The organism is Microbacterium sp. ZW3a, from assembly GCF_057167165.1.
On record NZ_CM169903.1, the window covers coordinates 1,729,104 to 1,740,961 of the forward strand.

Below are 11,858 nucleotides of genomic sequence, written 5' to 3' on the forward strand. Positions count from 1 at the left end.
AGAGCGTGGCATCCGAAACCCGGCCCCCGAGGCGCCGAAACCCCGAATCGGGGACAGCGCTCGAAGAACGAGCGCTGGGGAGGAACCGTCAGCTGTCGAGCGAAAGCTCTTCGGGCAGCTGGAAGTCGCGACGCGACAGCTCTTCGACGTTCACGTCTTTGAACGTCAGCACGCGCACCGACTTCACGAACCGGTCGGCGCGGTAGATGTCCCACACCCACACGTCGGTCATCGAGATCTCGAAGTAGAAGTCGTGCTCGGTGTCGCGGCGGACGACATTGACATCGTTGGCGAGGTAGAACCGCCGTTCGGTCTCGATCACGTATTGGAACTGCAGGACCACATCGCGGTACTCGCGGTACAGGGCCAGTTCGAGTTCGCGGTCGTAATCCTCGAAGACGTCGTCATCCATGGTTCCTCCATCCTAGGCGCGCGACGCCGTCGCGGCAGACCTTCGCGGGCAGCGTCAGAACAGCGTCGGCGCCGCGGCGATCGCCCACGACTGCCGGTGGTGCACGCTCATGCCGTGCACGCCGATGGCTTCGCGGTGATCGAGGCTCGCGTAGCCCTTGTTGCGCGCCCAGCCGTAGGCGGGCAGGTCGTCGTGGAGGTGCGTCATGAGGGTGTCACGTGCGACCTTGGCGATGACGGATGCCGCGGCCGCACTGGCGCAATCACGGTCAGCCTTCACGATTGGGCGCACGCGCAGATCGCGCTCCCCCGCGGGCGTGATGTAGTCGTGGTTGCCGTCGAGGATCACGATGGCGTCTTCGCACACGACGCCGTGCGCACGCAGATCGGCGATGGCGCGGATCGCGGCCAGACCCAGGGCACGGATGATGCCGATCTCGTCGATCTCGTCGGAACTGGCCCATCCGACCGCGCTCTCCTGCACGAAGGCGGCGGCCCGCGCGGCCACCTCGGGGCGGCGCGCCTCGGGCACGAGCTTCGAGTCGCGCAGGCCGACGGGGACGCGCTTGCGCGACCGGGACGGGTCGATCACCGCGGCCCCCACCGCCACAGGACCCGCGAGGGCGCCGCGGCCCACCTCGTCGCACGCGATGATGAGCGCGTGCTCCTTGAGCAGGCGGCGCTCGAGCGTCAGGGTCGGTTCGATCACGGGGCGCTCCCGGGAGCGGGCACCCCCGCGAAGACCTCGTGGTGGAAGTCGATCAGGCCGAACCGGTCGAACGGCCAGGTGATGAGGAAGGCGCGCCCCACGACGTTGTCGATGGGCACGAATCCGCGCCCCGGCTGCTCCTGGTTGTAGCGCGAATCCTTCGAGCTGTTGCGGTTGTCGCCGAGCACCCAGAGCGCCCCCTCGGGCACCGTGATGTCGTAGGGAACAGGCTCGGGCGCGGTCGCCCCGGGGTTGAGCTTGACGTACGGTTCCTCGATCGGCACGCCGTTCACCGTCGTCTGGCCGAGGGCGTTGCAGCACACCACGTGATCTCCGGGCGTGCCGATGACGCGCTTGATGAGGTGGTCGTCGCTGTCGGGAGCGGCGAGCCCCACGAGCGAGAGCACCCAGTCCACCGCCTCGACCATCGGCGCGCGCGGCGGCTCAGTGGTCACGGGCAGCCAGCCACCCGGATCGCGGAACACCACCACGTCACCCCGGGAGTACTCGCCGAACCGCGGCGTGAGCTCGTCGACGAGAATCCGGTCGTTCTGCAGCAGCGTGTTGTTCATCGACGCCGAGGGGATGTAAAACGACCGCACCACGAACGTCTTGACCAGGAACGACACGAGCAACGCGATCAGCAGGATCACGACGACGTCGCGCAGGAAGGTCAGGGCTCCACGGCGACGGGGAGTCGTCGGGGTGGGGGCCACGGGGGATGCGGTTTCGTCGCTCATGTTGATCCTTCGCCGGGCTCACCGCACACCGGAAGACCGCCCGACAAGCCTCGCACATTCCGACCCGCCCACCGAACGTTCCCGGCATCCGATCAGACAGGATGCCACGCGCCCCTCCCCCGAAAACGACGAACGCCCCGCGACGGATCGCGGGGCGTTCGGGGAGGCGGACTCAGCGGTCGCGCTTCTCCTTGATCTTGGCCTTCTTGCCACGGAGGCTACGCAGGTAGTAGAGCTTCGCACGGCGCACGTCACCACGGGTGACGACCTCGATGTGGTCGATCACGGGGCTGTGCACGGGGAAGGTGCGCTCGACACCGACCTGGAAGCTGACCTTGCGGACACAGAAGGTCTCTCGCACACCGTCACCGGAGCGGCCGATGACGACGCCCTGGAACACCTGGATACGCGAGCGGTTGCCCTCGGTGATGTTGACGTGCACCTTGACGGTGTCGCCGGGGGCGAAGACGGGGATGTCGGAGCGGAGCGAAGCCGCGTCGACGGAGTCGAGGATCTGCATGATCGTCACTTCCTGCGACCGCCACAGGTCGATCGCACGATAAAAAGGGAAAAGGTGAGGCGTACCCGAGGCCGCGGATGCGGCGGACTCCCCTGAGGCAGAGCCGGTCAGGGCACAAACGCCTATTCTGCCACGGACCGAGGCCCCGGCCAAACCGGCTCAGTCGGCGGAACGTGTCTCGGAGATGACGACGACGTCGCCGTCGACGCGGGGGCGGGGCTGTTCCCGCGTGGGTGGGATGTAGCCGGTGCCGTCGGCGGCGTGCAGCAGAGTCACCGCGCCACGGGCCTCGCTCCACAGCTGCGCGAGCGACGACCCGATCAGCACGAAAGCGCCCACGACCCCGAGCACCAGAAGCGGGAAGAAGGTGCGCGAGTCGTAGAAGCCCAGCGCGACGATCGCGAGGTGCCAGAGGCCGATGCCGATGAGGTCGCGCCACGACACGGCCCGCTCGGTGCGCACGGTACCCCGACCGCGCACGATCAGGGCGATCAGGATCTCGGAGACGAAGACCGCCGGCGCCGCGACGAGAAGCCACAGCAGAGCCCACCCGCTTCCTCCGCTGAAGACGATCCAGCCGACGAACAGCCACAGCGGAAGCACGAGGGCGGCGGGAAACAGCCAGGGGAGGAAAAGTCGGCGAAGGACCATGCCCCGATGCTACGCGGGCCGGTTGTGCAGACGCTTCGAATGGGCGCTGCCACAGACCCGCCCCATCGTCGGCGAGAATGGAGGTTCGAGGAAGGGATCCACCAATGATCGAACTGCGCACCCCCGCTGAGATCGACGCCATGCGACCGGCCGGTCGTTTCGTCGCGGAAGTACTGGCGACGCTGCGCGACGAGACCAAGGTGGGCACCAACCTCCTGCACCTCGATCGCCGCGCGCACGACATGATTCGCGCCGCCGGCGCCGAGTCCTGCTACATCGACTACCACCCCTCGTTCGGCGCGAGCCCGTTCGGCAAGGTGCTGTGCACCTCGCTCAACGACGCGGTTCTGCACGGACTCCCCCACGACTACGTACTGCGCGACGGTGACCTCGTGTCGCTGGACTTCGCCGCCTCCGTCGACGGGTGGGTCGCCGACTCGGCCGTCTCGTTCGTCGTGGGTACCCCGCGCGACGAAGACCTCGCGCTGATCGACACCACGCAGCGCGCCCTCGCCGCCGCGATCGACGCCGCGACGGTCGGCCGCAAGATCGGCGACATCTCCGCAGCGGTGGCCGCGGTGGCCCACGGCGACGGGTACTCCATCAACACCGACTTCGGCGGACACGGCGTGGGGCGCACGATGCACGGTGACCCGCATGTCCCCAACGACGGCAAGGCCGGGCGCGGCTACCCGCTGCGCGACGGGCTCGTCGTCGCGCTCGAGCCGTGGTTCCTGCAGACCACCGACAAGCTCATCACCGATGCCGACGGCTGGACCCTCCGCAGTGCCGACGGTTCGCGCGGCGCCCACTCCGAGCACACCGTCGCGATCACCGCCGACGGACCCGTGGTGCTCACCGACCGGTCGTTCCTCGGCGTCGACTGAGGCCGGGGCCTCCCGGCATCCTGTTCTCGGATGCCGGGATCTGCGGGCTACACCGAGAACACGGCGCGGTGCTCAGTCCGGGAGAAGGTCGGGACGACGGGCGCGCGTGCGCTCGATCTGCTGCTCGCGACGCCACGTGGCCACGGCCCCGTGGTTGCCGCTGAGGAGCACGGGCGGCACCTCGCGTCCGCGCCACGCGGCGGGCTTCGTGAACGAGGGGTACTCGAGGAGTCCGTCTTCGTGGGACTCCTCGACCAGACTCTCGGGGTTGCCGACGACGCCGGGGATCAGGCGACCGATCGCCTCGACCATCGCCATCACGGCGACCTCACCGCCGTTGAGCACGTAGTCGCCGAGGCTGAGAAGACGCACGCGTCCGAGCTCGGCGGCGTACTCGAATACGCGCTCGTCGATGCCCTCGTACCGACCGCACCCGAACACGAGGTGGTCCTCGGTCGACAGGTCGCGGGCGATGGCCTGCGTGAAGCGCTCCCCCGCGGGCGAAGGGAAGACGAACACCGGAGGGGCAGTGACGTCTCGTGTGAGGTCGTCGAGCGCTTCGCCCCACGGTTCGGGCTTCATCACCATCCCGGCGCCGCCCCCGTAAGGGGTGTCGTCGACGGTGCGGTGACGGTCGTGGGTGTAGTCGCGCAGGTCGTGCACGCGGACGTCGAGGAGTCCGCTCTGCCGCGCCTTACCCAGGAGCGACACCTCGAGGGCGTCGAAGATCGTCGGGAAGATCGAGACGACGTCGATGCGCACGTCAGGCCTCGTGGGTGTCGGCGCGCTCGTCGGTGTCGTCGGCATCCCCCGCGTCGTCGGCGTCGGAATCGTCGCCGCTCTCTTCACGCGGGGTGTCGTCGTCGCCCGGAAGGTCTTCGAAGAGACCGGCCGGCGGCGTCACGACCACGCGACCGCCCTCGACGTCGACCTCGGGCACGATCGCGCTCACGAACGGCACCAGGACGTCGGCGTCTTCGCCGCGGCCGGAGGGACGGACGATCAGGAGGTCTTGCGCGGGGAAGTGGTCGACGCGCACGACGCGGCCGATCACCGCGTCGTCACGCACCACGTCGAGACCGACCAGCTGGTGGTCGTACCAGGCGTCGTCTTCGGCGGGGGCGGCCTCGGCGTCTTGGTCGATCCAGAGGATCGCCTTCACGAGCTCTTCGGCGGCCGTGCGGTCGTCGACGCCCTCGAAGAAGGCCACGGGGTGCGTGTTCATCCAGCGGAACTCCCGGACCGTCAGCTCGCGGCCGTGCCACGGCGAGGACTCGGGAACCTGCAGGGTGAAGGTGTTTCCGGGGACGAAACGCCCCTCGGGGTCATCGGTGTACAGCTCGATCTTGAAGGCACCCTTCAAGCCGTGGGCCTTGACCAGGCGGCCCACGCGGAGCTGCGTCTTCGCGGGCTGCGGGCCCGCGGTGTCGTCGGCTGCCATCAGTCGTCGGCGACGTCGACGCGGACGCGCTGCCCATCGGCCAGAGCCGAGATGAGCGTGCGCAGTGCCTTGGCGGTGCGACCGCCGCGCCCGATCACGCGACCCCGGTCATCGGGGTGCACGCGAACCTCCAGCACCTCGCCGCGGGGCGAGGAGGCGGAACGGATGGTCACGGCATCGGGGTGATCGACGATCCCCTTGACGACGTGTTCGAGCGCGGCGGACAGCACGGACTTACTCTGCCGAGGTCTCGGCGGCGTCGGCGGCCGGAGCAGCGTCGGCAGCCGGGGTCTCGTCGGCCTTCTTCTCGGCCTTGGGCTTGACGACCGACTTCTTGGACGCGTCGACCTCGAAGGGAGCCTTGGGCTCGCGCACCTTGACGGTGGACTTCGCGTCCTTGTCACCCTTGAAGGTGCCCCAGTCGCCGGTCAGCTTGAGGATGGCGCGAACCTGCTCGGTCGGCTGAGCGCCGACACCGAGCCAGTACTGCGCGCGCTCGGAGTCGACCTCGATGAACGAGGGCTCCTCGGTCGGGTGGTACTTGCCGATCTCTTCGATGACACGACCGTCGCGCTTGGTGCGCGAGTCGGCGACGACGATGCGGTAGTAGGGCGCACGGATTTTGCCGAGACGCTTGAGACGGATCTTGACAGCCACGAATACTCCTGGATGGTGGAAAGCGAACGAACCGAACGCCTGGAGCGTGGGGTGCACACCCGGCGGAAGCTCAAAAAGGCGGACCGACACTGGATAGAGGGTCGAGCGGCTGGTCCGACCCTCTATTCTGCCAGATGACACGGCGGGTCGCGAAACCACTGCTGTCCGTGTCGCGTGTCAGACTGATCCGCATGACGTTGCCGTTCGCCCCGTCCGCGCGTTCCTCCGTCGGGCTGGAGTGGGAACTCATGCTCGCCGACCGCGAGACCGGCGATCTCGTGCCCCGCGCCCCCGAGATTCTCGACCTCGTCGAGGAGCGCAGCAAGCTCGAACGCTTCACGGTCACGGGCGAACTCCTGACGAACACCGTGGAAGTCACCAGCGGTGTCGGCAGCACGGTCGCCGAGGCCGTCGACGACATCGCGGATGCCATCTGCGCACTGCGGGAAGAGACCGAGCCCCGCGGCATCGAGATGCTCTGCGCCGGCAGCCACCCCTTCGCGCACTGGTACGACCAGCAGGTCAGCGACAAGGGCCGGTACCACACGCTCATCGAGCGCACCCAGTGGTGGGGCCGCAACATGATGATCTGGGGCGTGCACGTGCACGTCGGCGTCGACGACGTCGAGAAGGTGCTGCCGATCGTCAACGCGCTCACCGTGTTCCTCCCGCACCTCCAGGCGCTCTCGGCCTCGAGCCCCTTCTGGGCGGGCGAGCGCACCGGGTACGCCTCCAACCGCTCTCTCGTCTTCCAGCAGCTCCCCACGGCGGGACTCCCCTGGCAGCTCGAGACGTGGGACGACTTCGAGCGCTACCTCGACGACATGGTGCGCACCGGAGTGATGGCGGATGCCAGTGAGGTGCGGTGGGACATCCGTCCGGCGCCGCGGTGGGGCACCGTCGAGATCCGTGCGTGCGACGGGATGTCGACCCTCCCCGAGCTGGCCGCGGTGGCCGCTCTCGCGCAGACCCTCGTCGAGCGGTTCTCCCGGATCCTCGACGAGGGCGGCGAGCTGCCCGGCATCCCGCCGTGGTTCGCCCGCGAGAACAAGTGGCGCGCCGCGCGTTACGGACTCGACGCGCGGGTCATCGTCGACCGCGCGGGCACGCAACTCCCCGTGCGCGAGCACCTGCTCGCCACGATGGAGGACCTGGCAGATATCGCGGTCGAGCTGAAGTGCGCGCGCGAGTTCGCGGGCCTCGAGACGATCCTCTCCACCGGCGGGAGTTCCGCGCGGCAGATCGCCGTCGCAGAGGCAGCCGACGGCGACCTTCGCGCCGTGGTGCAGCACCTGATCCGCGAGTTCCGCGGCGGCCCGACGTTGCGCGAGCACCTGGCGGCGCTGCGCGTCTGACCGTCGCCGCGACCCGCGCGGCCGTCAGGCTCCGCCGCGGCCGAGCATCTTCTGCAGCTCCGCCAGGTCGGCCTCGCTCGGCGCCTTCTGGCCGCCCAGACCGAAGCCCGACCCCGTGGCCGGAGCCGCCGCGGCGATACCGGCGTTCTCGGCCGCGCGCTTGGCCGGGTTACCCGAGCGCGAGCCCTTGGCCTTCTGCTGCTTGCCGCGCTTCGACGACGCTCCGGGCTTCCCCCCGATGGGGCCCATGCCGGGGATGTTGGGGACACCGCCGCGCGCGACGGTCTTCATCATCTTCGCCGCCTGGTCGAAGCGCTGGACGAGCTGGTTGACGTCGGTCACGGTCATGCCGGAGCCGCGCGCGATGCGCAAGCGACGCGATCCGTTGAGGAGCTTGGGGTTGCGCCGCTCGGCGAGCGTCATCGAGCGAATGATCGCCTCGGTGCGGTCGATCTCGCGCTCGTCGAAGTCCTCGAGCTGCTGCTTCATGGAGCCCATGCCCGGGAGCATCCCGAGCATCTTCTTCATGGAGCCCATCTTCTTCATCTGCTGCATCTGCTCGAGGAAGTCCTCGAGAGTGAAGGTCTCGGTCGCGAGCTTCTCGGCGACCTTCATCGCCTCGGCCTCGTCGAAGGCCTGCTGCGCCTGCTCGATCAGGGTGAGGATGTCACCGAGGTCGAGGATGCGGGACGCCATGCGGTCGGGGTAGAACGGTTCGACGTCGTCGAGGCCTTCACCCGTGGACGCGAAGATGATCGGACGCCCCGTGACCGATGCCACGGAGAGCGCGGCACCACCGCGGGCGTCACCATCGAGCTTGGACAGCACGACACCGGTGAAATCGACGCCGTCCTGGAAGGCCTTCGCCGTGTTCACCGCATCTTGACCGATCATCGCGTCGATGACGAAGAGCACCTCGTCGGGCTGGGTCGCGGCGCGGATGTCGGCGGCCTGCTTCATGAGCTCGGCGTCGACGCCCAGGCGTCCGGCGGTGTCGATGATGACGATGTCGTGCTGCTGGCGCGTGGCGTGCGCGACGCCGTCGCGCGCGACCTTCACCGGGTCGCCCACGCCGTTGCCCGGCTCGGGGGCGTAGATGGCGGCACCGGCGCGCTCGGCGACGACCTGGAGCTGGTTCACGGCGTTCGGGCGCTGGAGGTCACACGCCACGAGAAGCGGGGTGTGCCCGTCTTTCTCGAGCATCTTGGCGAGCTTGCCCGCGAAGGTCGTCTTTCCCGAGCCCTGGAGGCCGGCGAGCATGATGACCGTCGGGGGGTTCTTCGCGAACTGCAGGCGACGCTGCTGACCACCGAGGATGCCGATGAGCTCATCGTTGACGATCTGCACGACCTGCTGCGCGGGGTTGAGGGCGCGGTTGACCTCGTCGCCGAGGGCACGCTCGCGCACGGCGGCGGTGAACTCCTTGACCACCGGCAGCGCGACGTCGGCGTCGAGCAGGGCGCGCCGGATCTCGCGGACCGTCCCGTCGACGTCGGCGGGGGTGAGCTGACCCTTCTTGCGCAGATTGCGGAAGGTCTCTGTGAGCCGGTCGGAGAGGGTGCCGAAAGTCGCCATGATGGGAAGAGTTTACGCGGCCGGGCGCCGACCCGCCGCGCGCCGGCGTCGTCGGTCAGCGTTCGACGTGAGACAGGGCCTCGGCGAGCAGGCTCTCCAGGGCCGGCCCCCGCGAGGTGCGCTCCGCCCAGACCCATACCGCAGCGAGCACCGCCGCCGCGCATCCTCCGGCACGCACGTGGGCCGCCAGGCGCTCCTCACCCTGCGCCACGAACCGCGCGGCAACCTCGCGCTGGAGACGGAACTGCCGCTGGGCGCGGTCGCGATCGAGCTCGGCGGCGAGACCCATCGCGTCGGCGTTCGCGATCGCCAGGGCCAGGGCGTCCGGGGCGAAATCGCGGCCGATCGTGGCGAGCGCATCGACCACCGGGATGCCGGGATCCCCCAGCTCCGCGAGCGCGGCGTCCATGCGCTCGTCGAATCCCGACCACAGCACGTCGCTCTTGGCGGAGAAGTAGTTGAAGAAGCTCGAGCGGCTGACCCCGGCGCGCCGCGTGATGTCCGACACCGACGTGGCGTCGTACCCCTGCTCGAGGAACAGCTCGCAGGCCGCTTCCGAGAGAACTTCCCGCGACGACGCGCGCGGTCGACCGCTGCGAGGTTCGGGGGCCATGCCCTCAGCCTACGGCGCCCCTCCATGTGTATTGTTAGACGGCATCCAATAACTCCGGGAGCGCCGATGCTCGACATCCTTCACGTGGGGCTCGCCCCCGACTACGTGCCGTACCTCGACGGGTGGGCCCTCCAGCGTTCCGTGCACGCCGGAGTCGTGGCGGGCGAACGCCCGGACACCCTGCTCCTCCTCGAACACGAGGCGGTGTTCACGGCCGGCAAGCGCACCGAGGCGCACGAGCGTCCGACCGACGGCACCCCGGTCATCGACGTCGACCGCGGCGGCAAGATCACCTGGCACGGTCCGGGCCAGCTCGTCGGCTACCCGATCGTCCGGCTCCCCGAACCCCTGGATGTCGTCGCCCACGTGCGGCGCCTGGAGGGCCTGCTCATCACCGCCCTCGCCGGTCACGGCGTCGACGGTTTCCGCGTCGAGGGGCGCAGTGGCGTGTGGGTGCGCCGCCCCCTCGGCATCGACAAGATTGCGGCGATCGGCGTCCGCGTCGAGAAAGGTGTCACCATGCACGGCTTCGCCGTCAACTGCGACAACACCCTGGCGGGGTTCCGCGGAATCATCCCGTGCGGGATCACGGATGCCGGTGTGACGACGGTCAGCGAGGTCGTCGGGGCCGAGGTCTCCCCCGCCGACATCGTCGAGAGCGTGGAGAGCGTTTTTCGCGCGGAGTACGCGGCGGTAGCCGCATGAGCGCCTGCGGGACTGGGAGCGCCGGGGGCGCGGCATCCACCGCTCCGAACGGGCGCAAGCTCCTGCGCCTGGAGGTGCGGAACGCGCAGACCCCCATCGAGCGCAAGCCCGAATGGATCAAGACGAAGGCGCGCCTCGGCCCCGAGTACACGGCGCTGCAGAACCTCGTGAAGACCGAGGAACTGCACACGGTCTGCCAGGAGGCCGGCTGCCCGAACATCTTCGAGTGCTGGGAGGACCGCGAGGCCACCTTCCTCATCGGCGGCTCGCAGTGCACGCGTCGGTGCGACTTCTGCCAGATCGACACGGGCAAGCCCGCTGACTACGACCGGGACGAGCCGCGACGCGTCGCCGAGAGCGTCACCCGGATGCAACTGCGCTACGCCACCGTCACGGGCGTCGCCCGCGACGACCTGCCCGACGAGGGGGCGTGGCTGCACGCCGAGACGGTGCGGCGCATCCACGCCGAGAACCCCGGGACCGGCGTCGAGATCCTCGCGACCGACTTCTCGGGCAACCCGGCGCTGCTCGACGAGGTCTTCTCGTCGCGGCCCGAGGTCTTCGCGCACAACGTCGAGACGGTCCCCCGGATCTTCAAGCGCATCCGCCCCGCCTTCCGGTACGAGCGGTCGCTCGGCGTGCTGACGGCGGCGCGCGAAGCGGGGCTCATCACGAAGTCGAACCTCATCCTCGGCATGGGTGAGGAGCCCGAAGAGGTCGTGCAGGCCCTGGAAGATCTGCACGCGGCTGGCACCGACATCATCACGATCACGCAGTACCTGCGGCCCACGCCTCGACACCTTCCCGTGCAGCGGTGGGTGAAGCCCGCCGAGTTCGTGGAGTTCAAAGAGGAGGCCGAGCGCATCGGATTCCTCGGCGTCCTCGCCGGGCCTCTCGTGCGCTCGTCGTACCGCGCGGGGCGCCTGTGGGCCCAGTCGATGGTCTCGAAAGGACGCGAGATCCCGCCGCACCTCTCACACCTCGCGAAAGACATCGCAGCCGCCGACGCGGGCTTCGCGCAGGCGGTCTGACGCCGGGGGGTCAGTCGGCGCTGGTGACCGACTGCACCTGGCCGTCGGAGGCGAGGTTGACCAGGAGTACGTCGTCGGCGGCATCCGGGTCGAGGGCGTATTCGAGAACCGCGAACGGGTCAGCACCGCCGTGCTCGTCGGCGAGGATCGTCATGCTCATCAGCTGAAGCGACTTGAGGACGTCGATGTGGGTGTCGCCGGAGGGGTCACTGAGGAGGTCATCGAGCTCTTCGCCGAGGGTCGCCTGCTGCTGGAGGATGTACTCGGTCACCTCGCTCGTGCGGTCATCGAGTTCGTTCACCATCGCGTTGCGCGCGGCGAGGTCGATCGACTCGAGCGACGAGATCAGCGACGCGGCGACGTCGAGGGCCTCCACCGACACGTCGTCCTGATCGGGCGCAGTCAGGTCTACGGTGACGCTCTGATCACCGAACTCCACGTTCTCGGACCAGAAGATCGATCCATCCGGTCCTGACTCGAGGAGTCCGAAGAAGTCGTGCTCGATCGCCATCCCCCCATGAAACCAGGCCGACCTCCCACACGGAAGGCGACCCGCCCAGCGA

At 68.9% G+C, this 11,858-nt stretch carries 16 protein-coding genes; 4 read left to right on the plus strand and 12 right to left on the minus strand.

The annotated features are described in order from the left end of the window. Window positions 1–88 precede the first annotated feature (88 nt). The 5 genes from ACU6WY_RS08175 to ACU6WY_RS08195 all read right to left on the minus strand — a co-directional run bounded on the left by ACU6WY_RS08175 (window position 89) and on the right by ACU6WY_RS08195 (window position 3,031). A complete protein-coding gene (locus tag ACU6WY_RS08175) occupies window positions 89–412 on the minus strand; it encodes a DUF2469 family protein (protein WP_483819182.1) in 324 nt (107 codons plus the stop codon). 54 nt (window positions 413–466) lie between these two features. Then, window positions 467–1,120, minus strand: coding sequence for a ribonuclease HII (locus ACU6WY_RS08180; RefSeq protein ID WP_483819183.1), 654 nt, complete (start codon window positions 1,118–1,120; stop codon window positions 467–469). Next, entirely contained in the window at window positions 1,117–1,860 is a 744-nt protein-coding gene (gene lepB / locus ACU6WY_RS08185; RefSeq protein ID WP_483819184.1) for a signal peptidase I, read from the minus strand. The genes ACU6WY_RS08180 and lepB overlap by 4 nt, the downstream gene beginning before the upstream one ends. 172 nt (window positions 1,861–2,032) lie before the next feature. Beyond that, a complete protein-coding gene (gene rplS, locus ACU6WY_RS08190; protein ID WP_094736597.1) occupies window positions 2,033–2,380 on the minus strand; it encodes a 50S ribosomal protein L19 in 348 nt (115 codons plus the stop codon). A gap of 159 nt (window positions 2,381–2,539) precedes the next feature. After that, on the minus strand, window positions 2,540–3,031 hold the full coding sequence (locus ACU6WY_RS08195) for an MFS transporter permease (protein ID WP_483819185.1): 492 nt from the start codon (window positions 3,029–3,031) through the stop codon (window positions 2,540–2,542). Between the two features lie 104 nt (window positions 3,032–3,135). Between ACU6WY_RS08195 and map the strand changes: the two genes are divergently transcribed. Then, complete coding sequence (gene map / locus ACU6WY_RS08200; RefSeq protein ID WP_483819186.1) at window positions 3,136–3,918, plus strand: type I methionyl aminopeptidase; 783 nt, start codon at window positions 3,136–3,138, stop codon at window positions 3,916–3,918. Between the two features lie 72 nt (window positions 3,919–3,990). On the opposite strand, the gene trmD is transcribed toward map, so the two are convergent. Genes trmD through rpsP form a run of 4 tightly spaced genes read right to left on the minus strand, consistent with a single transcriptional unit; the run spans window position 3,991 to window position 6,016 of the window. Continuing rightward, the gene (gene trmD, locus ACU6WY_RS08205) at window positions 3,991–4,680 is read right to left on the minus strand and encodes a tRNA (guanosine(37)-N1)-methyltransferase TrmD (protein ID WP_483819187.1); all 690 of its coding nucleotides are present in this window, start codon (window positions 4,678–4,680) and stop codon (window positions 3,991–3,993) included. Window position 4,681: 1 nt separating this feature from the next. Further along, on the minus strand, window positions 4,682–5,359 hold the full coding sequence (gene rimM, locus ACU6WY_RS08210; protein WP_483819188.1) for a ribosome maturation factor RimM: 678 nt from the start codon (window positions 5,357–5,359) through the stop codon (window positions 4,682–4,684). Further along, window positions 5,359–5,589, minus strand: a complete 231-nt coding sequence (locus tag ACU6WY_RS08215; protein WP_483819189.1) for an RNA-binding protein — start codon at window positions 5,587–5,589, stop codon at window positions 5,359–5,361. The genes rimM and ACU6WY_RS08215 overlap by 1 nt, the downstream gene beginning before the upstream one ends. A gap of 4 nt (window positions 5,590–5,593) precedes the next feature. Beyond that, a complete protein-coding gene (rpsP, locus tag ACU6WY_RS08220) occupies window positions 5,594–6,016 on the minus strand; it encodes a 30S ribosomal protein S16 (RefSeq protein ID WP_483819190.1) in 423 nt (140 codons plus the stop codon). Between the two features lie 191 nt (window positions 6,017–6,207). On the opposite strand from rpsP, the gene ACU6WY_RS08225 reads away from it, so the two are divergent. Then, on the plus strand, window positions 6,208–7,371 hold the full coding sequence (locus ACU6WY_RS08225) for a glutamate--cysteine ligase (protein ID WP_483819191.1): 1,164 nt from the start codon (window positions 6,208–6,210) through the stop codon (window positions 7,369–7,371). Window positions 7,372–7,395: 24 nt separating this feature from the next. Here ACU6WY_RS08225 and ffh read toward each other — a convergent pair whose 3' ends face one another. Next, window positions 7,396–8,946, minus strand: coding sequence for a signal recognition particle protein (ffh, locus tag ACU6WY_RS08230; RefSeq protein ID WP_483819192.1), 1,551 nt, complete (start codon window positions 8,944–8,946; stop codon window positions 7,396–7,398). 55 nt (window positions 8,947–9,001) lie between these two features. Beyond that, the gene (locus ACU6WY_RS08235; RefSeq protein ID WP_483819193.1) at window positions 9,002–9,559 is read right to left on the minus strand and encodes a TetR/AcrR family transcriptional regulator; all 558 of its coding nucleotides are present in this window, start codon (window positions 9,557–9,559) and stop codon (window positions 9,002–9,004) included. Between the two features lie 66 nt (window positions 9,560–9,625). Between ACU6WY_RS08235 and lipB the strand changes: the two genes are divergently transcribed. After that, window positions 9,626–10,264, plus strand: coding sequence for a lipoyl(octanoyl) transferase LipB (lipB, locus tag ACU6WY_RS08240; RefSeq protein ID WP_483819194.1), 639 nt, complete (start codon window positions 9,626–9,628; stop codon window positions 10,262–10,264). Continuing rightward, on the plus strand, window positions 10,261–11,295 hold the full coding sequence (gene lipA, locus ACU6WY_RS08245; protein ID WP_483819195.1) for a lipoyl synthase: 1,035 nt from the start codon (window positions 10,261–10,263) through the stop codon (window positions 11,293–11,295). Before lipB ends, lipA begins: the two co-directional genes overlap by 4 nt. A 10-nt stretch (window positions 11,296–11,305) precedes the next feature. On the opposite strand, the gene ACU6WY_RS08250 is transcribed toward lipA, so the two are convergent. Then, window positions 11,306–11,806 carry a DUF2004 domain-containing protein gene (locus ACU6WY_RS08250; protein ID WP_483819196.1) on the minus strand — a complete coding sequence of 167 codons (501 nt, stop codon included), beginning with the start codon at window positions 11,804–11,806 and terminating at the stop codon, window positions 11,306–11,308. Window positions 11,807–11,858: the final 52 nt, after the last annotated feature.